This window comes from Pseudonocardia oceani (assembly GCF_019263585.2).
GTDB classification, from domain to species: Bacteria; Actinomycetota; Actinomycetes; order Mycobacteriales; family Pseudonocardiaceae; genus Pseudonocardia; species Pseudonocardia oceani.
This window is the reverse complement of sequence record NZ_JADQDF010000001.1, coordinates 3,168,824-3,189,898: the sequence shown is the minus strand read 5'-3', so window position 1 is coordinate 3,189,898 and position 21,075 is coordinate 3,168,824. Positions and strand designations below refer to the sequence as shown.

Annotated in this window: 21 protein-coding genes; 13 read left to right on the top strand and 8 right to left on the bottom strand. The window is 74.9% G+C overall.

Going from position 1 to position 21,075, the window contains the following annotated elements; genetic code table 11:
- Nucleotides 1–13: 13 nt before the first annotated feature.
- Nucleotides 14–2,818, bottom strand: a complete 2,805-nt coding sequence (locus I4I82_RS16020; protein ID WP_218595837.1) for an ATP-binding protein — start codon at nt 2,816–2,818, stop codon at nt 14–16.
- Between the two features lie 92 nt (nt 2,819–2,910).
- On the opposite strand from I4I82_RS16020, the gene I4I82_RS16015 reads away from it, so the two are divergent.
- From I4I82_RS16015 to I4I82_RS15995, 5 genes are all read left to right on the top strand, one after another.
- Nucleotides 2,911–3,339, top strand: a complete 429-nt coding sequence (locus I4I82_RS16015; protein WP_218595836.1) for a hypothetical protein — start codon at nt 2,911–2,913, stop codon at nt 3,337–3,339.
- Nucleotides 3,340–3,476: 137 nt separating this feature from the next.
- Nucleotides 3,477–5,330, top strand: a complete 1,854-nt coding sequence (gene dnaK / locus I4I82_RS16010; protein WP_218594683.1) for a molecular chaperone DnaK — start codon at nt 3,477–3,479, stop codon at nt 5,328–5,330.
- Nucleotides 5,327–6,010, top strand: a complete 684-nt coding sequence (gene grpE, locus I4I82_RS16005; protein ID WP_218594682.1) for a nucleotide exchange factor GrpE — start codon at nt 5,327–5,329, stop codon at nt 6,008–6,010. The genes dnaK and grpE overlap by 4 nt, the downstream gene beginning before the upstream one ends.
- A gap of 15 nt (nt 6,011–6,025) precedes the next feature.
- Nucleotides 6,026–7,207, top strand: a complete 1,182-nt coding sequence (gene dnaJ / locus I4I82_RS16000) for a molecular chaperone DnaJ (protein ID WP_218595835.1) — start codon at nt 6,026–6,028, stop codon at nt 7,205–7,207.
- Nucleotides 7,204–7,626 carry a heat shock protein transcriptional repressor HspR gene (locus tag I4I82_RS15995; protein ID WP_218594114.1) on the top strand — a complete coding sequence of 141 codons (423 nt, stop codon included), beginning with the start codon at nt 7,204–7,206 and terminating at the stop codon, nt 7,624–7,626. Before dnaJ ends, I4I82_RS15995 begins: the two co-directional genes overlap by 4 nt.
- 42 nt (nt 7,627–7,668) lie before the next feature.
- Here I4I82_RS15995 and I4I82_RS15990 read toward each other — a convergent pair whose 3' ends face one another.
- The gene (locus I4I82_RS15990; protein ID WP_218594113.1) at nt 7,669–8,841 is read right to left on the bottom strand and encodes a globin domain-containing protein; all 1,173 of its coding nucleotides are present in this window, start codon (nt 8,839–8,841) and stop codon (nt 7,669–7,671) included.
- 221 nt (nt 8,842–9,062) lie between these two features.
- On the opposite strand from I4I82_RS15990, the gene I4I82_RS15985 reads away from it, so the two are divergent.
- The gene (locus I4I82_RS15985) at nt 9,063–9,665 is read left to right on the top strand and encodes a pyridoxamine 5'-phosphate oxidase family protein (protein ID WP_308112793.1); all 603 of its coding nucleotides are present in this window, start codon (nt 9,063–9,065) and stop codon (nt 9,663–9,665) included.
- Nucleotides 9,666–9,672: 7 nt separating this feature from the next.
- On the opposite strand, the gene I4I82_RS15980 is transcribed toward I4I82_RS15985, so the two are convergent.
- Both I4I82_RS15980 and I4I82_RS15975 read right to left on the bottom strand, forming a co-directional pair.
- Nucleotides 9,673–10,698: a tetratricopeptide repeat protein gene (locus I4I82_RS15980; protein ID WP_218594111.1), complete on the bottom strand. Its 1,026-nt coding sequence runs from the start codon at nt 10,696–10,698 to the stop codon at nt 9,673–9,675.
- Nucleotides 10,695–11,921: an ATP-binding protein gene (locus tag I4I82_RS15975; protein ID WP_218595834.1), complete on the bottom strand. Its 1,227-nt coding sequence runs from the start codon at nt 11,919–11,921 to the stop codon at nt 10,695–10,697. The genes I4I82_RS15980 and I4I82_RS15975 overlap by 4 nt, the downstream gene beginning before the upstream one ends.
- 67 nt (nt 11,922–11,988) lie before the next feature.
- Between I4I82_RS15975 and I4I82_RS15970 the strand changes: the two genes are divergently transcribed.
- Complete coding sequence (locus tag I4I82_RS15970) at nt 11,989–13,035, top strand: NAD(P)H-dependent flavin oxidoreductase (protein ID WP_218595833.1); 1,047 nt, start codon at nt 11,989–11,991, stop codon at nt 13,033–13,035.
- On the opposite strand, the gene I4I82_RS15965 is transcribed toward I4I82_RS15970, so the two are convergent.
- Both I4I82_RS15965 and I4I82_RS15960 read right to left on the bottom strand, forming a co-directional pair.
- Complete coding sequence (locus I4I82_RS15965; protein ID WP_218593928.1) at nt 13,024–13,434, bottom strand: type II toxin-antitoxin system VapC family toxin; 411 nt, start codon at nt 13,432–13,434, stop codon at nt 13,024–13,026. The two genes, I4I82_RS15970 and I4I82_RS15965, sit on opposite strands and share 12 nt — an antisense overlap.
- Complete coding sequence (locus tag I4I82_RS15960) at nt 13,431–13,664, bottom strand: AbrB/MazE/SpoVT family DNA-binding domain-containing protein (protein WP_218593929.1); 234 nt, start codon at nt 13,662–13,664, stop codon at nt 13,431–13,433. The genes I4I82_RS15965 and I4I82_RS15960 overlap by 4 nt, the downstream gene beginning before the upstream one ends.
- A 131-nt stretch (nt 13,665–13,795) precedes the next feature.
- On the opposite strand from I4I82_RS15960, the gene clpB reads away from it, so the two are divergent.
- The 5 genes from clpB to I4I82_RS15935 all read left to right on the top strand — a co-directional run bounded on the left by clpB (nt 13,796) and on the right by I4I82_RS15935 (nt 19,645).
- The gene (gene clpB / locus I4I82_RS15955) at nt 13,796–16,396 is read left to right on the top strand and encodes an ATP-dependent chaperone ClpB (protein WP_218593930.1); all 2,601 of its coding nucleotides are present in this window, start codon (nt 13,796–13,798) and stop codon (nt 16,394–16,396) included.
- A gap of 63 nt (nt 16,397–16,459) precedes the next feature.
- Nucleotides 16,460–17,113, top strand: coding sequence for a TtfA family protein (locus tag I4I82_RS15950; RefSeq protein WP_218593931.1), 654 nt, complete (start codon nt 16,460–16,462; stop codon nt 17,111–17,113).
- Between the two features lie 2 nt (nt 17,114–17,115).
- Nucleotides 17,116–17,874 (top strand): SDR family NAD(P)-dependent oxidoreductase, encoded by a 759-nt coding sequence (locus I4I82_RS15945; RefSeq protein ID WP_218593932.1) that lies wholly within the window; start codon nt 17,116–17,118, stop codon nt 17,872–17,874.
- Nucleotides 17,871–18,437, top strand: a complete 567-nt coding sequence (gene pyrE / locus I4I82_RS15940; protein WP_218593933.1) for an orotate phosphoribosyltransferase — start codon at nt 17,871–17,873, stop codon at nt 18,435–18,437. The genes I4I82_RS15945 and pyrE overlap by 4 nt, the downstream gene beginning before the upstream one ends.
- Before the next feature lie 545 nt (nt 18,438–18,982).
- Nucleotides 18,983–19,645 (top strand): TrmH family RNA methyltransferase, encoded by a 663-nt coding sequence (locus I4I82_RS15935; RefSeq protein ID WP_226370085.1) that lies wholly within the window; start codon nt 18,983–18,985, stop codon nt 19,643–19,645.
- A gap of 6 nt (nt 19,646–19,651) precedes the next feature.
- On the opposite strand, the gene I4I82_RS15930 is transcribed toward I4I82_RS15935, so the two are convergent.
- Nucleotides 19,652–20,080: a DUF4262 domain-containing protein gene (locus I4I82_RS15930; protein ID WP_218594571.1), complete on the bottom strand. Its 429-nt coding sequence runs from the start codon at nt 20,078–20,080 to the stop codon at nt 19,652–19,654.
- 88 nt (nt 20,081–20,168) lie between these two features.
- Between I4I82_RS15930 and I4I82_RS15925 the strand changes: the two genes are divergently transcribed.
- Nucleotides 20,169–20,594 carry an NUDIX domain-containing protein gene (locus tag I4I82_RS15925; RefSeq protein ID WP_218594572.1) on the top strand — a complete coding sequence of 142 codons (426 nt, stop codon included), beginning with the start codon at nt 20,169–20,171 and terminating at the stop codon, nt 20,592–20,594.
- Here the strand turns inward: I4I82_RS15925 and I4I82_RS15920 are convergent.
- Nucleotides 20,588–21,010: a VOC family protein gene (locus I4I82_RS15920; RefSeq protein WP_218594573.1), complete on the bottom strand. Its 423-nt coding sequence runs from the start codon at nt 21,008–21,010 to the stop codon at nt 20,588–20,590. The genes I4I82_RS15925 and I4I82_RS15920 overlap by 7 nt on opposite strands.
- Between the last annotated feature and the right edge of the window lie 65 nt (nt 21,011–21,075).

Here is a 21,075-nt window from a genome sequence, read left to right as displayed (position 1 = left end):
CCGTGCGGGAACGCTAGGAGCGCGGCGGCGGCGGGTCATGAGCCGGAACGCTCATCGCGGTGCTCATCCGCGCCGCCCACACGGCGATCTGGCTGCGCGAGGTGAACCCGAGCTTGGTCAGGATGTGCGCGACGTGGTTGCCCGCCGTCCGCTCGGAGATCACCAGCCGCTCCGCGATCTGCCGGTTCGCGAGCCCCTCGGCCACGAGAGCGGCGACCTCGGCCTCCCGCGGCGAGAGCCCGCCGTCGCCGGGGCCGAGCCGGCGCACGAGGTCGGCGCTCGCGCCGGCCAGCGCCGCCATCCCGAGCGCGCGCACCAGCCGGTCGCTGCCGGCGGCGAGACGCCGCGCCCGGTCGCGGTCGCCGGGCCCGCCGCGGGCGGTCAGCGCGACCGCCAGGTGGTGCCCCGCCTCGGCGAGGAAGGCGGGGACCCCGGCCCGCTCGCACGACGCCACCGCGACCTCCAGGTCGGCCACCGCGTCGTCGAGCCTGCCCTGCGCGAGCGCCCCCAGGCCCAGCGTCAGCTCGGCGGGCCCGCAGTAGCTCACCCCACTGCCGACGACGTGCTCGCCGCGGAACGGTTCGAGCCCCACCAGCCCCGCCGCCAGCTCCTCCCCCCGGTCCAGCCCGATCGCCACGAGCACGGCCAGCACCGATCCCGGGGCGACGAAGAACACCGGCCACGACCACGTCGACGGCGGCCCGGCCCGCTGGAACTGCGCGGCCGCCTCGTCGGGGGCCCCGGCCTGCAGCAGCAGGTACGCCCGGGACACCCGGCCCATCGTCCGGAACCGCGGCGGCGGCTCCACCCAGGCGCGGGCGAGGGCGAGGCCCTCAACCGACGTGCCGACGTGCCGCGCGAGCACCCACTGGGTGGCGAGGAAGACCCCGGTCGCCGACGGCGGCTCGATCCGGCGCATCCGCTCGTACCCCCGGGCGGCCGCCTGCGCCGCGTCGGCGAAGCGCCCCTCGGCCTGGGCGACGCAGGCGGTGACGCGGTCGAGGTGCCAGGCGCCGACCGGCCCGCCCACGCGTCCGACATCGGCGGCCAGCGGGGCCAGCTCGTCGGCGGCACGGGTGATGCCGCCGACCTCGACGAGGGCGTCGATGCGCCACAGCCTGCCCCACACCGCCGCCTGCGGGTCCGCGGCGCGGTCGGCCGCGGCGAGCATCTCGGCCGCGAGCGCGAGCCGCTCGGCGCGCCCGGCCGGTCCGGGGCAGGCGTCGTGCCGCGCGCGCAGGGCGGCGACCAGCGCCCGGTCGTCGCCGGTGCCCCGGGCCAGGTCGACGGCGGCGGCCGCGGCACCGCGGGTCAGCTCGTGGTCACCCGCGTAGAAGGCGAGGTGGCTGCGCCGAGCCAGCAGCCGTGCCCGCAGGGCCGGGTCGCCGTGGTCGTCCACCGCGCGCAGCGCCTCGTCCCCGAGCCGGGCCAGGACGGCGGAGATCGCCGGGTCGGGCACCGGTTCGACGGCGAGCGCGGCCTCGGCGAGCAGGTCCGCCCGGCCCGCCGACCGGGCGAGGTCGGCGGCCGCGACCGCGGCCTGCACCGATCCGTCGAGGTCGGCGGCCAGCGCGCAGGCCCGCGCGAGGTCGAGGCGGGCGCGGCAGTGCGCCTCCTCACCGGGCCAGGCGGCGGGCACCGCCGCCGCGGCGCGCAGGAGCCGCACGGCCTCCTCCGGCGCCAGCCTGCGCACCGACGCCTCCGCCGCGCGCAGCGCCCACTCGCGGGCGGCTTCCGCCTCGCCGTAGGGCGCCAGTGCGAGGCGGTGCCAGGCCAGCTCGGGCAGGTGCTCCTCCACCTCCCCCGCCCAGTGCGCCTCCAGCGCCTCGGCGGCCGCACGGTGCAGCACCACGAGCTCGCCGGTGGGGATCGAGGCGCGCACGGCGTCGCGGGTGAGCGAGTGGGAGAAGCGGAGCTCGCCGGCACCGCCGCGGACGAGCAGCCCGGCCGCGACCGCGGCGTCGGCCGCACCGAGGACGTCGGCCACCGCGACACCGAGCACGGCCGCGGCGACGGTCGGCGCGAACCGCCTGCCGAGCACCGCACCCGCCCGCAGGAACCGGCCGACCTCCGGCGCGAGCCGCTCCACCCGCGCCTGCACCGCGTCGCGCACGGTGCCCGGAACCGCGCCCGGGGTCCAGGTGCCGTCGACGACGGCGCGGGCCACCTCCCGCACGAAGAACGGGTTGCCCCCGGTGGTGTCGTGCACCCGCGCGGCGCCGGCCCCCGCGGCGCCGAGGGCCGCGAGCTGGCGTCCGACGTCCTCGACGTCCAGACCGCCCAGCTCGACGCTCTCCGCCTCCGGCGCCCGCTGCAGGTCGGCCACCGCGCGGGCCACCGAACCCTCCGGCACGGGGTCGCGCAGTGTGGCGACCAGCAGCAGTGCGACGCCCGGCGCCCGGTCCGCGAGGTGGCGCAGCACCAGCAGCGACGACTCGTCGGCCCAGTGCACGTCGTCGACGACGACCAGCAGCGGTCGCGCGCCGGCGCCCGCCAGCACGGCGGTGGCCACGGCGTCGACGGCGTGGAAGCGGTCCTGCGCCGAGTCCGCCGGAGCGACCGCGGGCGGCGCGACGCCGAGCCCGCGCAGCACCTGGTGCCACGGCCAGAACGGCGGTGCGCCGTCGGTCTCGGCACAGTGGCCCCACACCGCCGCGACGTCCGGCACCGCCCGCGAGAGCTCCGCGGCGAGCCGGGTCTTGCCGATGCCCGCCTCGCCCCGGACCAGCACGAGCCGGCCGCGGCCCGCGACGGCGGCGGCGAGCCGGCCGCGCAGGGCCGCGAGCTCGCGGTCGCGACCCGGCAGCCCTGCGGTCATGCGCCCAGCATGGCGCACGGGGGCCTGCCGCGGGCACGTCCGGCGGAGGGCTGGGACAGTGGAGGGGCACGTCGCACGGAGCAGGAGAAGCGATGCCCACCGATCCCCCCGCCCCGGCCTCCACGACGCCGGTGGCGGACTACCTCGACCGCCCCGCCCGGGGAGCCACCGAGGACCACCTCGTCGTGCCGCGGTCGCTGGCCCAGTCGATGCCGCTGCGCTGGCAGCAGGTCTTCGTCGGCCTGCTGGCCGACCTGCACGACGCCTACGGCGACCTCCCCTGGCCCGACTTCCGGGTCGTCCCCAGCCGCTGGGAGCGGCTCACCGACCTCGACGAGGAGCAGCTCGCCGCCGTCGGCTACGTCGCCGACCTCGGGCCCGACGGCGAGCTCGAGTACCGCGACGCCCGCGACGAGCCCGTCGCCGACCCGGCGTCGCACCGCGTGCTGGCCCCCGTCGACGACCCGCTGCCCCGGGTGTCGGGCGGGCGGGTCCCGCCCCGCCCCGCGGAACCGCTCTAGCCGCCGGGAACAACTCCCCGCCCCCGTCCGTTGGCACGACTGAGCAAGTTGAGCGCGGGCCACTCAACCCCGAGTGGACAGCCCGTGGCAGACTTGAGTCGAACCAACGCAAGCACCACATCACGGAGGCAAAAACCATGGCTCGTGCGGTCGGGATCGACCTCGGGACCACCAACTCCGTCGTCGCCGTCCTGGAAGGCGGCGAGCCGACGGTCATCGCCAACTCGGAGGGTGCGCGCACCACCCCCTCCGTGGTGGCCTTCGCCCGCAACGGCGAGGTGCTCGTCGGGCAGTCGGCGAAGAACCAGGCCGTGACGAACGTCGACCGGACGATCCGGTCGGTCAAGCGCCACATCGGCACGGGCTGGGCCACCGACGACGTCGACGGCAAGAAGTACTCCGCCCAGGAGATCAGCGCGCGCGTGCTGCAGAAGCTCAAGCGCGACGCCGAGTCCTACCTGGGTGAGGAGATCACCGACGCGGTGATCACCGTCCCCGCGTACTTCGAGGACGCCCAGCGCCAGGCCACCAAGGAGGCCGGCCAGATCGCGGGCCTCAACGTGCTGCGCATCGTCAACGAGCCCACCGCGGCCGCGCTCGCCTACGGCCTCGACAAGGGCGGCACCGACCAGACCATCCTCGTCTTCGACCTCGGTGGCGGCACGTTCGACGTGTCCCTGCTGGAGATCGGCGAGGGCGTCGTGGAGGTCAAGGCCACCAACGGCGACAATCACCTGGGTGGTGACGACTGGGACGAGCGCGTCATCGCCTGGCTCGTCGAGAAGTTCAAGAACAGCCAGGGCATCGACCTGACCAAGGACAAGATGGCGATGCAGCGGCTCCGCGAGGCCGCGGAGAAGGCCAAGATCGAGCTGTCGAGCCAGAACACGGCCACGATCAACCTGCCCTACATCACGGTCGACGCGGACAAGAACCCGCTGTTCCTCGACGAGACGCTGTCGCGCTCGGAGTTCGAGCGGATCACCTCCGACCTGCTCGACCGCACGCGCAACCCGTTCAACCAGGTCGTGAAGGACGCCGGCATCTCCGTCGGCCAGATCGACCACGTGGTGCTCGTCGGCGGCTCCACCCGCATGCCGGCCGTCACCACCCTGGTCAAGGAGCTCACCGGCGGCAAGGAGCCCAACAAGGGCGTCAACCCGGACGAGGTCGTCGCCGTCGGCGCCGCCCTGCAGGCCGGCGTGCTGCGCGGCGAGGTCAAGGACGTCCTGCTGCTCGACGTCACCCCGCTGTCCCTGGGCATCGAGACCAAGGGCGGCGTGATGACCAAGCTCATCGAGCGCAACACCACGATCCCGACCAAGCGGTCGGAGATCTTCACGACGGCCGACGACAACCAGCCGTCCGTGCAGATCCAGGTGTTCCAGGGCGAGCGCGAGATCGCGGCCTACAACAAGAAGCTCGGCATGTTCGAGCTGACCGGTCTGCCGCCCGCGCCCCGCGGCGTGCCGCAGATCGAGGTCTCCTTCGACATCGACGCCAACGGCATCGTCAAGGTCTCGGCCAAGGACCAGGGCACCGGCAAGAGCCAGGACATGACGATCACCGGCGGGTCCGCCCTGGGCAAGGACGAGATCGACCGCATGATGCGCGAGGCGGAGCAGCACGCCGACGAGGACCGCAAGCGCCGCGAGGAGGCCGAGGTCCGCAACCAGGCGGAGTCGCTGGTCTACCAGACGGAGAAGTTCCTCAAGGAGAACGACGAGAAGCTGCCCGCCGACGTCAAGGACGGCGTGCAGGCCGCGGTCACCGAGACGCAGGAGGCCCTCAAGGGCACCGACGTCGACGCGATCAAGGCCGCCTCGGAGAAGCTGGCCACGGAGTCGCAGAAGCTGGGCTCGGCGCTGTACGGCCAGCAGGACGCCGCGGCCGGCGACGCGCCCGGTGCCGAGGGCACCCAGGCGCAGGCCGACGCCGACGACGACGTCGTGGACGCCGAGATCGTCGACGAGGAGAAGAGCGAGAAGTGACCGACCACGACCGCAACTCCGAGCAGGAGCGGGTCGTGGTCCGGGACCGGCGCCGGATCGACCCGGACACCGGTGAGGTGCGCACCCCGGGCGGGGACGACTCGTCCGGGGGCGCGGCCCCCGTGGAGGAGGAGGACGTCATCGTGACCGACACCGGCCTCGACCCCCGGGTCGAGGAGCTCACCGCCGAGGTCGCGGAGCGCACCGCCGACCTGCAGCGGATCAGCGCGGAGTACGCCAACTACCGGCGCCGCGTCGACCGCGACCGCGAGTCCGTCCTGGTGGGGGCCCGGGTGCAGTTCGTGTCCGAGCTCCTCACGGTGCTCGACGACATCGACCGCGCCGGCTCCCACGGCGACCTCACCGGCCCGTTCAAGTCGGTGGCCGACAAGGTCGTCGCGGTGGCCCAGAAGCAGGGCCTGGAGCCGTTCGGCTCCGACGGGGAGCTGTTCGACCCGTCGGTGCACGAGGCCGTGCAGCACGAGAGCAGTGATGTCACAGGGCCCACGGTCACGGTGGTGTCGTCGGTGCTGCGCCGCGGCTACCGCATCGCCGACCGCGTCCTGCGACCGGCGATGGTCACCGTCGTCGACCAGGCGCCGGACCCGGAGGCACCCGCCCGGGACCCCGAGCCCGAGCCGGCCGGGGACTCCGGAAGCACCGAGAGCACCGAGCAGTAGTCGAGAGGAGGCGGGATGACTCAGCGCGACTGGATCGAGAAGGACTTCTACCGTGAGCTGGGCGTCTCGTCCGACGCCCCCGCCGAGGACATCAAGAAGGCGTACCGCAAGCTCGCCCGCGAGCTGCACCCGGACGCCAACCCCGGCGACCCGAAGGCCGAGGCCCGCTTCAAGTCGGTGTCCGAGGCCTACGGGGTGCTCTCGGACGACAAGAAGCGCAAGGAGTACGACGAGACGCGCGCGCTGTTCGCCGGCGGGGGCATCCCCGGCGGCTTCGGCGGCGGGGGCTTCCCCGGTGGCGGCGGCGCCCAGGGCTTCGACCTGAACGACATCTTCGCCCAGCAGGGCGCGGGTGGGGCGGGCGGTCTCGGCGACATCTTCGGCGGTCTGTTCGGCCAGCAGGCCGGGGGGCGGCGCGGCGGGGCCACCACCGGGGCCCGGCGCGGCGCCGACGTCGAGACCGAGCTGCGCATCGACTTCGTCCAGGCCGTTCGCGGCGCCGACGTGCCGATCCGGCTCTCCTCGCCGGGCCGCTGCGAGCGCTGCGGCGGCACGGGCGCGAAGCCGGGAAGCACGCCGCGCCAGTGCCCCACCTGCGACGGTGTGGGCCTGGTCAGCCGCAGCCAGGGCGCGTTCGCGTTCTCCGAGCCCTGCCGTGACTGCCGCGGCACGGGCCGGCTGATCGACGACCCGTGCCCCGAGTGCGGCGGCGACGGCGTCAGCACCCGCACCCGGTCGATCACCGTCCGCGTCCCCGCGGGCGTGGCCGACGGCAACAAGGTGCGGCTCAAGGGCCAGGGCGAGCCCGGCCGGGGCGGCGCCCCGGCGGGCGACCTCTACGTCACGGTGCACGTCACGCCGCACCGGCTGTTCGGGCGCTCTACCCGCAACGCCGACGACCTGACGCTCACCGTGCCCGTCACCTACCCCGAGCTGGTGCTCGGGAGCACGCTGACGGTGCCGACGCTGGAGTCGACGGTGTCCCTGCGGATCCCGCCGGGCACGGCGTCGGGCCGCACGTTCCGCGTCAAGGGGCGCGGGGTGGAGCGCAAGACCTCGAAGGGCGACCTCCTGGTCACCGTCGAGGTCGCGGTGCCCTCCTCGCTGGACGACACCGCCACCGAGGCCCTGCAGGCCTACGCCGAGGCCACGAAGGACTTCGACCCCCGCTCCGAGCTGCTGCGGGGCGCGCGATGAACCTGCCGCCCGGCACCTCCCCCGACCAGCCGGTCTTCGTGATCTCGGTGGCCGCGGAGCTGGCCGGGCTGCACGCGCAGACGCTGCGCAGCTACGACCGGCTGGGGCTCGTGAGCCCCGGCCGGTCGGCCGGCGGCGGGCGGCGCTACTCGGCGCGCGACATCGCGCTGCTGCGCGAGGTGCAGCGGCTCTCCCAGGAGGAGGGCGTCAACCTCGCGGGGATCAAGCGGATCATCGAGCTCGAGCAGCTCGTCGACGACCTGCGCACCCGGCTCGAGGAGCAGGCGCGGGAGCTGCTGGCCGCCCGCGCGGCGGTGGAGCAGACCGCGGCGAGCGTGCACGCCTCCTACCGGCGCGACCTGGTGCCGGTGGAGCGCAACCAGGCGCTCGTCGTGTGGCGGCCCAAACCGCGGAAGTGAGCCCGCCCGGAACGGCGGTCGGGCGCGGTCCATCGCGAGGTCTCAGTCCATCGTGAACGGGTCGTAGCGGATGCGGTCGAGCGGCGTGCCCGCCACCAGCATCCGCGAGACCGTGGCCCGGATCATCGACGGCGAGCCGCAGACCAGCACGTCGTGGTCGGCCCAGGCGCCGTAGCGCGTGACGACGTCGGCCAGCGTGCCGTGCTCGGCGCCCGTCTCGTCCTCGTCGGACTCCACGACGGGGATCACGTCGAGCCAGTTGTTGGAGTACGACAGCTTGCGCAGCGCGGCGAAGTCGTAGAGGTCCTCCCAGGACCGCCCGCCGACGAAGACCTGCGTGCGCGGCCGCTTCGGCTGCGCCGCCAGGTCCTCCAGCAGCGCCTTGAGCGGGGCCATACCGGTGCCGCCCGCGATCATCAGCAGGTCGCGGTCGGACTCCTTGTCGATGCTCATCCGGCCCATCGGGGGGCCGATGCGCCAGGTGTCGCCCACCCGCGAGTGCGCGACGATCGCACGGCTGACCCAGCCGCTGTTGACGGCGCGGACGTGGAACTCCAGCGTGCCGTCAGGGCGGGGGGCGTTGGCCGGGGAGAGGTAGCGCCACAGCCGCGGGCGCTGCGGGGTCTCGACCGAGAGGTACTGACCGGCCCGGTAGGGGATCGGCTCGCTGGTCTGCACCGTGATGACGGCGAGGTCCCAGCCCTTGCGCTCGTGCCCCACGACCCGGCCTAGCCAGGACGCCGGGCCGCGCTCGGCCTGCGCGGCGGTGCGCATGGCGTCGGCGACGATCCGGTAGGCGTCGTTCCACGCCTTGTCGACCTGCGGGGTCCACGCGTCGTCCGCGAACTCGCGGATGGCCGAGACCAGCGCGAACCCGACCGCGTCGTAGTGCTGGGTGAGCACGCCGAACTTGCGGTGGTCGCGTCCCAGCTGCTCCAGGAACGGCACGAGGTCGTCGGGCTGGTCGACCATCTGCACGACGTGGACCAGCGCGCGCAGCAGGCGGCTGCGCTGGACCTCCATGTTGACCGGGAAGAGGTCGCGCGTCTCGGGGGCGCGGCTGAACAGCGTGGCGTAGAAGTGCCGGCCCACGTTCTCGGCCTGCGGCTCGACCACGGCCCAGCTCGACCGGATGACCTCGACCGTCCCCGACGCCTCGCTGCGGGACTCACCGACCGAGGGCAGATCGGCGGTGAGCAACTGTTCAGCGGTCATCTGGGGGCCGGCTCTCTCTACTCGCGGGTCCTGCGTCGGGGAGCGGTGACGCGGGGTGCTAACGAGTCAGCCTAAGGCACGGACAGGGGGGTGACACCACCCGCCGGAGTCCCCCGTACGTGACGGGAGGGGCGCGCGGATGGCACGGTGGGGATGTGACGCCCCGCGATTCCGCCACGCTCCGCCGCTCGACGGGCCTCCCGTCCGAGGTGTCCGCGCCGGTGGAGCCACCGCAGAAGCCCGGGTCGGAGGGGGAGCACGCCCTCCAGTGCGCCTACGGCACCGAGGAGCGGGCCGACCGGTTCTACGCCGAGCAGGTGCGCGGCCGGCTGCTCCCCGCGATGGTCGACTTCGTCCGGCGGATGGAGATGGTGTTCGTCGCCACGTCCGACGCCGGCGGCGAGTGCGACGCGTCCCTGCGCTCCGGTCCGCCCGGGTTCCTCGCCGTCCTCGACGACCGCACGCTGGCCTACCCGGAGTACCGCGGCAACGGCGTGCACGCGAGCCTGGGCAACATCTCGGAGAACGCGCACGTCGGCCTGCTCATGCTCGACTTCGAGCGCGACCGGATCGGCCTGCACGTCAACGGCACGGCCCGGATCGTCGAGGACGCCGACTTCCACGCCGAGCGCCCGGGCGTGCCGCACGACCCGGCCCCGGGCCGCCGCCCGGAGCGCTGGGTGGTGGTGCACGTCGAGGAGGCCTACGTGCACTGCCGCAAGCACATCCCGCAGATGCAGCGCGTCCCGGTGCGCCGGTCGTGGGGCACCGACGACCCGGCCCGCAAGGGCGGCGACTACTTCGGGGCGAAGGACACCCGGTAGCCCCACGTCAGCGGCGGTCGCGCCCGCGCCGCGTCAGCCCCACGACGACGCCGATCACGGCGAGCAGCGCCAGCACCATCCACACCAGCACCGCGAGGATCCCGATCCCGGTGACGGCCACGGCCACCACCAGCAGCACGCACACCGCCAGCGCGACGCAGGTGAACGCGAGCGGGCGGTCGGCGCGCACCGCGGCCAGCGTGGCCGGACGGGTACTGGGGGGCAGGTCGCGCACGGTGCGCCAGGACGCGAACGCGACGACGGCCAGCACGATCCCGGCGACGACCCGCACGCCCCCCGACGGCTCCGCCAGGTCGCGCCCCGCGGCACCGGCGACGACGAACACCGCCACCACCAGCACGATCCGCAGCACCCACGCCAGCCGCCAGACCACCGCGCCGATGTTGCGCAGCACCAGCGGCTGCGTCGGGTCCATCGCGCCGGCCTCGACGAGCCCGCGCAGCGCGTCGGCCGGGCGGTTGGCCCGCAGGTCGAGCACGGCGAGGTCGTGGCGGGCGGCGGCGTTCTCGGGGTCCAGGCGCAGCGTCTCGGCGTAGGCGCGGCGCGCGGTGGCGCCGTCGCGGCGGTCGGAGGCGATGTCGGCCAGGCGCAGGTGGACCGAGGGCTCCTCGGGAGCGAGCTCGACCGCCCGCAGCGCGACACTCTGCGCGTCGTCCAGGCGCCCGGCCATCTGCAGGACCGTGGCGTAGCCGAGCGCGGCGAACGGCTCGTTCGGGGCGATGCTGACGGCCGTGTACCCGGCCTGGAGCGCCTCGGCGTGGCGCCCGAGCCGCCCGAGCAGCACCCCGCGGATCCGGTGCACGCGCTCGTCCTGCGGCGCGACGGCCGCCGCGGCGTCGGCGACGGCGAGCCCCTCGGCGTCGCGCGCGGCCGAGAGCAGGACTGCGGCGAGCTCGGTGAGCAGCGCCGGGTCCTGCGGGTCGCCGGCCAGCGCCTCGCGGGCGACGCGCTCGGCGTCGTCGAGGCGGCGCAGCGCCCGCAGCTGCGCCACCCGCACCGCGGCACCGCTCACAGCGTGCGGTTCTGCTTGAGGTGGGCGGCCAGGTCGTCGTAGCTGCCGTCGGTGTTGGCGAACGCGACGACGTTGCGCGCGGTGGCGAACCACGGCCCGGTGCTCGGGCGGACCTCGCGCAGCGCGGCGTCGAAGTCGGCCCGGCCGATCGGGCGCAGGGTGCCGGTGCGCACCGAGTCGGCCAGCGCACGCTCGGTGGCGGTGGCGCACAGGTGGGCGAGGTCGGCCCCGGAGAAGTGCTCGGTGGCGCGGACGATCCGCTCGAGGTCCACCCCGTCGGCGGGACGGCCCTGCATGTGGTGGCGCAGGACGGCGGCGCGCGCGGGGGCGTCGGGGGGCAGGACGAGCAGCATGCGGTCGAAGCGCCCGGGGCGGCGCAGCGCGCTGTCGACGTCCCACGGGTGGTTGGTGGCCCCCAGGACGAACACACCCTCGTTGCGGTCCGCGTCGAGCTCGGCGAGGAGCGTGTTGACGGTGTTGCGCATGCTCGAGGAGTGGATCAGGTGCGAGCGCTTCTGCCCCAGAGCGTCGACCTCGTCGAAGAACAGCACGCAGGGGGCGTTGCGGCGGGCGGCGTCGAAGACCGCGGAGAGGTTGCGCTCGCTGGAGCCGGTGTACATGTCGAGGACGTCGGAGATGCCGACCTCGTAGAACGCCGCCCCCATCTCCCCCGCGACCGCCTTGGCGATGAAGGTCTTGCCGCAGCCGGGCGGGCCGTAGAGCAGCAGGCCGCCCGACGAGCTCGTACCGAACGCCTTCGCCATCTCGGGGTGGCGCAGCGGGCCAAGCAGCGCCAGTTCGAGGCGCTGCTTGACGTGCTCCATCCCGCCGACGTCGGCCAGGCGCAGGGTCGGCCGCTCGACGTCCTCGGTGACCGGGTCGGGGTGCGGCTCGTGCGCGAACTCGGGGATGGGCACGTCCCCGACCTGGGACTCGGCCTGCTGCCAGTCGAACCCGTCGGTCGACGGGGTGGCCGGCAGGGTGGGCGGCGGGGTGGGCGGCGGCTCCACGGGCCGGGCGATCGCCGCCGTCAGGCGCCGCAGCATCGCGACGGCCCCCGGGTCGCCCGGTGCGCGGCCCAGCGCGTGGGTGACCTGCGCGAGTGCTTCGGGGAGGCGGTCGCGCTCCGCGAGCAGCCCGGCGACGTGCAGTCGCAGCGGCACGTCGTCGGGGGAGGCGTCGACCGCGGCCAGCAGGCTGGTGAGCAGGGCGTCGTCGGGCACGTCCCCAGTATGGCCACGGCCGCCGGGCGCCCTTCCCGTCACCGGCCCCGCGGTGTAGGACGGGCGCATGACTCCGACGCGCGTGGCCGAGTTCTGCGACCGGTACGGCCTCCGGGTGCCGGTCCTGTCCGCCCCGATGGCCGGGGCCTGCCCGCCCGGGCTCGCCGCGGCCGTCGCGGACGCGGGCGGCATGGGCGCGGCCGGGGTCGTCCTCGACTCCCCGGAGCGGATCGCGGCGTGGGCGGCGGAGTTCCGGGCCGCGTCCGACGGGCCGTTCCAGCTCAACCTGTGGGTGCCCGACGAGCCCGTCGACGATCCCGCTCGGGTCGCGGCCGCCGCCGCGTTCCTGGAGCGCCTCGGCACACCGGGCCCGGCCGCCGAGCCCGCGCCGGTGTTCACGGAGCAGTGTGAGGCGTTGCTCGCGGCCCGGCCGACCGCCGTCTCGTCGATCATGGGCCTGTTCGAGCCGGCGTACGTCGAGCGGCTGCACGACGCCGGCGTCGCCTGGTTCGCCTGCGCCACCACCCTGGACGAGGCGCTGGCCGCGCAGGACGCGGGCGCCGACGCCGTCGTGGCGCAGGGGATGGAGGCGGGCGGGCACCGGGGCACGTTCGACCAGGACGCCGCGGAGGGCACCTCGGTGGGGCTGTTCGCGCTGGTCCCGCGCCTGGCCGACCACCTCGACGTGCCCGTCGTCGCCGCCGGGGGCATCGCCGACGGCCGCGGCCTGGCGGCGGCGCTGGCGCTGGGGGCGAGTGCGGTGCAGGTCGGCACCGCCCTGCTGCGCACGCCCGAGCTGGGGATCCCGCCGGAGTGGTCCGCCGCGCTGGACGGGCTCGCACCGGAGGCCACGGTCACGACCCGCGCCTACACCGGGCGCCTCGCCCGGGCCGCGCCGACGCCCTACGTCACGGCGTGGAGCGAACCCGGCGCCCCGCTCCCCGCCCCCTACCCCGAGCAGCGCGCGATGGTCGCCCGCCTGCGCCGCGGCGAGCCCCGCAGGGTCGACCGCGCCAACCACTGGGCGGGGCAGAACGCCGCCCTGGCCCGGCCGGAGCCGGCGGGCGAGGTGGTGACGCGGATGTGGGAGGAGGCGCGCGGGCTACTCGGGTGAGATGAGATCGACGGTCGGGAAGTACGTGCGGTACCGGGCCGAGTCCCGGCTGAGCAGCCGCATGCCGAGGACGGCGGCGTGCGCGCCGACGAAGAAGTCCGGGAGCGCCGAGGTGCGCGTACCACCGCGGCGGCGGTAGTCGGCGAAGCAGCGAGCGGCGAGGAAGCCCGCGGCCCAGGGCAGGTTGCCGCGGACGAAGCGCCTCGACAGGGCCGCGTCGAGTTCCTCGATCGTCGTGAAGCGCAGGGAGACCTCCGCCTGGACGATCTGGTTGATGACCACCGGTCCCCGATCGAAGGCTTCGGCCAGTCGGCGCCCCGACCAGTCGGCCCACTGCGCGTCCCGCGTGAACAGGTCGAGCAGGACGTTCGAGTCGACGAGCGTGGCCGGCTCCGTCACTCGTCCTCGCCCCGTGTGAGGGCCATGATCTGGTCGGTGGAGAGCTCGACGTCGCCCCGACCGAGCAGTGCCTCGACCATCCGGCGGCCCCGTCCGGTCGGACCCGTAGTGGGAACGATGGTGGCCACGCCGTCCCGCACGACGACGTCGACCTCGTCGCCGGGCTCGAGACCGAGCTCCTGCCTGACCTGCTGGGGGATCGTGATCTGCCCCTTGCTGGTGAGTCGCACGAAGTAAGAGTAACACCGGTAAGAACGGTACCGCACGACTCAGGGCTGAGCGGAACACACTCAACTTTCCTGACGTTGGGTACAGCGACGGGCACGATGGTGCCCAGCGACACGCAGGAGGACCCGAGGGAATGGACTCGTTCAACCCCACCACCAAGGCCCAGCAGGCCATCTCCGCCGCGGCGCAGGCCGCGGCGCTCGCCGGCAACCCCGACGTCGGCCCCACGCACCTGCTCGGTGCCCTGCTCGCGCAGGGTGACGGCATCGCCGGGCCGCTGCTCACGGCGGTGGGCGCCGACCCGGCGGCCGTGCGCTCCGAGCTGACGGCGCTGGGCAACCGGCTGCCGTCGGCCTCCGGGTCGACGGTCGGCGCACCGCAGCTGTCCCGGCCCGCGCTCGGCGCGATCACCGCGGCGCAGCAGCTGGCCACCGAGATGGGCGACGAGTACGTCGCCACCGAGCACCTGCTCGTCGGGCTCGCCTCCGCGCCCAGCGAGGTGGCCGACCTGCTCGCGCGACACGGCGCCACGCCCGACACGCTGCGCGAGGCGTTCACGCAGGTCCGCGGTTCGGCGCGGGTCACGAGCCCCGACCCCGAGGGCACCTACCAGGCGCTGGAGAAGTACGGCGTCGACCTCACCGAGCGCGCCCGCTCCGGCGCGCTGGACCCGGTGATCGGCCGCGACACCGAGATCCGCCGCGTCGTGCAGGTGCTCTCGCGCCGCACGAAGAACAACCCGGTTCTGATCGGCGAGCCCGGCGTCGGAAAGACGGCGATCGTCGAGGGCCTGGCGCAGCGGATCGTCGCCGGTGACGTGCCGGAGTCGCTGCGCGGCAAGCGCGTGGTCTCGCTCGACCTCGGCTCGATGGTCGCGGGCGCCAAGTACCGCGGCGAGTTCGAGGAGCGCCTCAAGGCCGTGCTCAAGGAGATCACCGACTCCGCGGGCCAGGTCGTCACGTTCATCGACGAGCTGCACACGATCGTCGGCGCGGGCAACGCCGAGGGCTCGATGGACGCCGGCAACATGATCAAGCCGATGCTGGCCCGCGGCGAGCTGCGCCTGGTCGGCGCCACCACGCTCGACGAGTACCGCCAGCGCATCGAGAAGGACCCGGCCCTGGAGCGCCGCTTCCAGCAGGTCTACGTCGGCGAGCCCTCGGTCGAGGACGCCGTCGGCATCCTGCGCGGGCTCAAGGAGCGCTACGAGGTGCACCACGGGGTGCGGATCACCGACGCCGCGCTCGTCGCCGCGGCCACGCTCTCCGACCGCTACATCACCGCGCGCTTCCTGCCCGACAAGGCCATCGACCTCATCGACGAGGCCGCGTCCCGGCTGCGCATGGAGATCGACTCGCGGCCCGTCGAGATCGACACGGTCGAGCGCGCGGTGCGCCGGCTGGAGATCGAGGAGATGGCGCTGGCCAAGGAGTCCGACGCCGCGTCGGTCGACCGGCTCGCGTCCCTGCGCTCCGAGCTCGCCGAGAAGAAGGAGACGCTCTCCGCGCTCACGGCCCGCTGGCAGAACGAGCGGGGTGCGATCGAGGACGTCCGCGAGCTGAAGGAGCAGCTGGAGTCGCTGCGCGGGGAGTCCGAGCGTGCCGAGCGCGACGGCGACCTCGGGCGCGCCGCCGAGCTGCGCTACGGACGCATCCCGGAGCTGGAGAAGAAGCTGGCGGCGGCCCCGGTGTCCACGGGCGCCGACCTGATGCTCAAGGAGGAGGTCGGCCCCGACGACGTCGCGGACGTCGTCAGCGCGTGGACCGGTATCCCCGCCGGCCGCATGCTGGAGGGCGAGACCGCCAAGCTCCTGCGCATGGAGGACGAGCTCGGGCGGCGCGTCGTGGGCCAGACGGAGGCCGTGCGCGCGGTGTCCGACGCCGTGCGCCGCGCCCGCGCCGGCATCGCCGACGAGAACCGGCCCACGGGTTCGTTCCTGTTCCTCGGCCCCACCGGCGTCGGCAAGACCGAGCTGGCGAAGGCGCTGGCCGCGTTCCTGTTCGACGACGAGCGCGCGATGGTGCGCATCGACATGAGCGAGTACTCCGAGAAGCACTCGGTGGCCCGGCTCGTCGGCGCCCCTCCCGGCTACGTCGGCTACGACCAGGGCGGGCAGCTCACCGAGGCCGTGCGGCGCCGCCCGTACACGGTGGTGCTGTTCGACGAGGTCGAGAAGGCGCACCCGGACGTGTTCGACACGCTGCTGCAGGTGCTCGACGACGGCCGCCTCACCGACGGCCAGGGCCGCACGGTCGACTTCCGCAACACGATCCTGGTGCTCACCTCGAACCTGGGGTCCGCGGGCGGGGCCGATCTCGACGACACCGCGCGCCGCGCGTTCGTCATGGACGCCGTGCAGCGCCACTTCAAGCCGGAGTTCCTCAACCGGCTCGACGACGTCGTGGTCTTCCACGCGCTGTCGACCGAGGAGCTGACGCACATCGTCGACATCCAGCTCGACGTGCTGCGCACCCGGCTCGCCAAGCGCCGGCTCACCCTCGAGGTGTCCGACGCCGGGCGCGAGTGGCTCGCGATGAACGGGTTCGACCCGGTCTACGGGGCCCGGCCGCTGCGGCGGCTGGTGCAGAGCGCGATCGGCGACCAGCTCGCCAAGGAGCTGCTCGCGGGCGACGTCCGCGAGGGCGACACCGTGCGCGTCGACCTCGATCCCGGGGCCGGCGGCGGCACCGGCGGTCTCATCGTCGGGCGGGGCGTCCCGGTCACGGCCCGCTGACGGTCCCCCGGCCCGCGCGTGGCGATCACCGGCGCGGGCCGGTCGCGGGGCTAGGGTGCCGCCGTGGGCATCTCCTCGGGCGTGTGGTTCGTCATCGCGGTGATCGCGCTGCTGGTCGGCATCGGGCTGCTGGTCCTCGACCGCGCCCGGTCCGAGGGCGGCGGCACCCGCGACCGGCGCCGGTGGGCCGCGGCCCGCGGCTGGGAGTACCTGGACAGCGATCCGGTCCTCCCCAGCCGCTGGCGCTACGGCACGATCCACCAGGGCGGGCCGGGCGTCGCCCGCAACCTGATCAGCGGCGACGTCCCCACGCCCGACGGCCCGCGCCAGGCCTACCTGTTCGACCACGAGCAGGCCGGGCGCCTGAGCTCGGTGCTCGCGGCGGTGCAGGTGCGCAACCCCGTGCCCGCGGCCGTCGAGCTGCGCCTGCCCTCGGCCCCGCTCCCCGACGACGCCGGCCTCGACCTGCTCGAGCCGGTCGGCGCCCGGTACGCGTTCGTCGCCGACGCCGAGGCCGTGCGCCCGCTGCTCACCGAGAAGCTGGCGACGGCGGCCGACGCGGTCGGCGACGACGTCGAGCTGCTGTGGGCCGAGGAGGCCTGGGTGCTCGCCACGGCGCCGCTGAACTCCTCCGTCGAGCGCCTGCAGGACCTGCTGGCCGACCTCGCAGGCGTCGCCGCCGCGCTGGAGCAGCGCGCGGCGCACTCCGGGGGCTGACGGTGCCCACCGCGCTCGTCACCGGCGCCACCGCCGGTATCGGCGCCGCGTTCGTCCGCACGCTCGCCGCCGCGGGCCGCGACCTCGTGCTCGTCGCCCGCGACCGGGAGCGCCTCGACGCCGCGGCCGGCGGGTTGACGGGCGTCGACGTCGAGGTGCTGCCGGCCGACCTCTCCACCGCCGACGGCCGCGCCGCCGTCGCGGAGCGGCTCGCAGCCGACCCCGTCGACCTGCTCGTCAACAACGCCGGGTTCGCACTGCACGGCTCGTTCCTGGAGTGCGCGCCCGAGGACCTCGTGCGCCAGCTCGCCGTCAACGTCGAGTCGGTGCTGGCGCTGACCCGGGCCGCGCTGCCCGGGATGGTCGCCCGCGGCAGCGGCGGGGTGGTCAACGTCTCGAGCGTCGCCGGGTTCCTGGCGGGCCGCGGCTCCACCTACAGTGCCGACAAGGCGTGGGTCACGACGTTCACCGAGGGGATCTCGGCGGCGCTGCACGGCACCGGGGTGCGCGCGATGGCGCTGTGCCCCGGCTACGTGCGGACGGAGTTCCACGAGCGGGCGGGCATCGACGTCGGCACGCGGAGCGGACCGCTCTGGCTCGACGCCGACCGGGTCGTCGCCGACGCCCTGGCCGATCTCGCGAGGGGGAAGACCGTGTCCGTCCCGGGCCCGCAGTACAAGGCGATCGTCGCGGTGGTCGACGTGCTGCCGCGCGCACTCGTGCGCCGCATCACCGCCACGTTCGACCGGGACCGCACGTGACGACACCGGCGCAGGCGAGCGCGGAGCTCGCGGAGCTGGCCGCGCTGGTGCGCGAGCTCGGCGTGGTGCACGGGAAGGTCACGCTGTCGTCCGGGCTGGAGGCCGACCACTACGTCGACCTCCGCCGGGTCACACTGCACCACAAGGCCGCGCCGCTGGTCGGGCGGCTGGTGCGGGTGCTCACCGCCGACTGGGACTACGAGGCCGTGGGCGGGCTGACGCTGGGCGCCGACCCGATCGCCGACGCCGTGCTGCACGCCGCCGCCGTGGAGCCCGACGCCGCGCCCGTCGACGCGTTCGTGGTACGGAAGTCCACCAAGGAACACGGGATGCAGCGGCTCATCGAGGGCCCCGACATCGCCGGCCGGCGCGTGCTCGTCGTCGAGGACACGTCGACGACGGGTGGCTCGGTGCTCACCGCCGTGCGGGCCGTGCGCGAGGCCGGGGCCGAGATCGTCGGCGTCGCCACGATCGTCGACCGCGACACCGGCGCCCGCGAGGCCATCGAGGCGGAGGGCGTGGCCTACCGCGCACTGCTGGGACTGCCCGATCTCGGTCTCTGACCCGTCACGCACCGGCAACCGTCCGGCCGATCCACCGCGCCTTTCCGTGACGCGTACCCGTCTATCACGAGGAGGTCACGGCGGGAGGCCCTCGTGCGTGTCCGCACTGGTCGTCGGCGGTCGGCGTAGGGACCGGTGACGGTCAGGAGTGCGACACCACCGCCCTCCGCACGACCCTGACGGTGCGGTCCCGGCGATCACCGCCGATGCGCACGAGCGGCGGCGGCGCGCGCGGCACCGCGCCGACCGCTCCGCACCCGGCCGCGCGGTCCAGCGCGCGCTCCCCGGTTCCGTACGTCTCCGGCTCCCGCACCCGATGCCGGCTCCCGCGCGCGTTCCCGGTTGCCGCGCGTCTTCCCAGCTCCCGCGAGCCGCCGGGAGCGCGCGGGAGCAGGAACCGCGCGCGGCAACCGGGGCGGCGCGCGGGAGGCGAGGGCGGCACGCGGCGGTGGGCGACGTTCGACATCCCCGCCGCGACCCTGGCGGTGCGGTTCCGGCCGCGGGGTGGCTCGGGGCCGGGGGAGGGGGGCGCGGATGATCGGGGGGTGGGTGACGAGGGGGGCGGGCCCAGTGAGTGGGCGGTGCCGGGACAGGTGGGGGTCGGGCCGTGGCCGGGCGGACCGGAGGCCTGGCCCCGCGGGGAGCACTACGACCCCGAGCTGCTGGAGCACGGCGACACCCGGAACGTGGTGGACGCCTACCGGTACTGGCGGCGGGAGGCGGTGGCCGCGGAGCTCGCGCGGCGGGCGCACCCGTTCCACGTGGCCATCGAGAACTTCGGCCACGACCACAACATCGGCACGGTGGTGCGCACGGCCAACGCGTTCGGGGCGGCGGGGGTGCACGTCGTCGGGCGACGGCGCTGGAACCGGCGGGGCGCGATGGTGACCGACCGCTACATGGACGTGCACCACCACGAGGACGTGTCCGGGCTCGCGGTCTACGCGCGGGACCGCGGGCTCGCGGTCGTGGCCGTGGACAACACCCCGGGCGCGCAGCGGTTGGAGACCGCCGACCTGCCGCGCGCGTGCCTGCTGCTGTTCGGTCAGGAGGGCCCGGGCGTGACCGGGGAGGCGCGGGACGCGGCGGCGCTGACGGTGTCGATCGCGCAGTTCGGCTCGACACGCTCGATCAACGCGGGCGTCGCGGCCGGGATCGCCATGCACGCCTGGATCCGGCAGCACGCCGACCTCGACGCCGCCTGGTAGCGGGGCTCAGCGGCAGAACGCGCAGGGACCGTCCTCGCCGGGCGTGTCGACCAGGTCGTCGGCCGGTACGACCAGCATCGCGGGCACGCTGCCGCCGTAGAGGTCGTGCGCGGCGTGGAGCCGGTGCTCGGACTCCGGGAACGCCAGCAGGTGCACCCCGCCGCTGGGCAGGGCCACGCGCTCGCCCGGCTCCAGGATGCGGCCGGCGCGCACCAGCTCGCCGAGGTCGTTGAGCACCGTGGCCGCGGTGGCCTGCGACGTCGCGAAGAGGATGAGCTCGGGATGGCCGAACCCGTAGAGCCCGATCGTGTAGACGAACGGGGGCGACTCCTCCTCGCCGAGCACCGCCTGCAGCGCCCAGCCGTGGCCGCGGATCGTCTCGCGCTGCCACGCGTCGTACTGGTCGACCTGGTGGATGAAGCGTTCGGTGCTCATGCGGGCACGGTAGGGCCGACCCCCGACAGTTCCGGGCCGCGCGGCTCGCACGACGAGGGACGCGACGCCCGCCGCCTAGGATCACGTGGTGCCCGCCGATCCGCTGACCGCTCCCGCCGTCTCCTGCGTCTTCGTCTGCCACGACGCCGAGGGCCGGATCCTGCTGGCCCGCCGCGGCCCCGGCGCCCGCGACGAGCCCGGCACCTGGGACTCCGGCGCCGGCGCCCTGGAGCACGGCGAGGAGCTGGCCGCGGCCGTCGCGCGGGAGGTGCGCGAGGAGTACGCGACCGAGCCCGTCGCGATCGAGGCCATCGGCGTGCGCAACGTCCTGCGCGGCGACCCGGTGGCGCACTGGGTGGCCGTCGTGCACGCCGTCCGCGTGGATCCGGCCGGGGTGGCGCTCGGCGAGCCGGACAAGTTCGACGAGCTCGGCTGGTTCACCCTCGACGACCTGCCGCACCCGCTGCACAGCCAGCTCCCCGCCACGCTGGCGCTGTTCCGCGACCGTCAGTAGGCCTCGTCGCCGGGCCGCAGGGTGGCGAAGGTCCACTCGTGGCCCTCGGGGTCGAGCACCCGGCAGCGGTGGTTCCAGTCCGACGCCGCCGGCTCCCAGACGGCAGTGGCGCCCGCCGCGACCGCCGTCGCGAACACGGCGTCGACCGCGGCCTCGTCGGGCATGCTCAGGTACGCCCCTCGGCCGGTGGTCTCGCCGCGCGGGGCGGGCCGGTCGTAACCGGCGCCGTCGTCGCTGAACACCACGACCACCGCGTCGTCGCGGCGCAGGTCGGCGTGCGCGACGCCGCCGCGGTCGTCGGGGATCTCGTTGATCGTGACGAACCCGAACGCCGCCTCCAGCCACCGCAGGGCGGCCGGGGCGTCGCGGTAGGCGAGGTAGAGGTGCAGGCCGACGGGGCGCGCGGTGCTGGTCATGGACCCAGCGTGGCCGGGCCTGCGGTCACTTCCCGACCGCTGCGCGCTCGGCGACCGCTCCTTCG

Bases quoted from the DNA above. Each gene is read 5' to 3' on its own strand.
- I4I82_RS16020 (WP_218595837.1), bottom strand. From the start codon at position 2,818: ATGACCGCAGGGCTGCCGGGTCGCGACCGCGAGCTCGCGGCCCTGCGC.
- I4I82_RS16015 (WP_218595836.1), top strand. From the start codon at position 2,911: ATGCCCACCGATCCCCCCGCCCCGGCCTCCACGACGCCGGTGGCGGAC.
- dnaK (WP_218594683.1), top strand. From the start codon at position 3,477: ATGGCTCGTGCGGTCGGGATCGACCTCGGGACCACCAACTCCGTCGTC.
- dnaJ (WP_218595835.1), top strand. From the start codon at position 6,026: ATGACTCAGCGCGACTGGATCGAGAAGGACTTCTACCGTGAGCTGGGC.
- I4I82_RS15995 (WP_218594114.1), top strand. From the start codon at position 7,204: ATGAACCTGCCGCCCGGCACCTCCCCCGACCAGCCGGTCTTCGTGATC.
- I4I82_RS15990 (WP_218594113.1), bottom strand. From the start codon at position 8,841: ATGACCGCTGAACAGTTGCTCACCGCCGATCTGCCCTCGGTCGGTGAG.
- I4I82_RS15970 (WP_218595833.1), top strand. From the start codon at position 11,989: ATGACTCCGACGCGCGTGGCCGAGTTCTGCGACCGGTACGGCCTCCGG.
- clpB (WP_218593930.1), top strand. From the start codon at position 13,796: ATGGACTCGTTCAACCCCACCACCAAGGCCCAGCAGGCCATCTCCGCC.
- I4I82_RS15930 (WP_218594571.1), bottom strand. From the start codon at position 20,080: ATGAGCACCGAACGCTTCATCCACCAGGTCGACCAGTACGACGCGTGG.
- I4I82_RS15920 (WP_218594573.1), bottom strand. From the start codon at position 21,010: ATGACCAGCACCGCGCGCCCCGTCGGCCTGCACCTCTACCTCGCCTAC.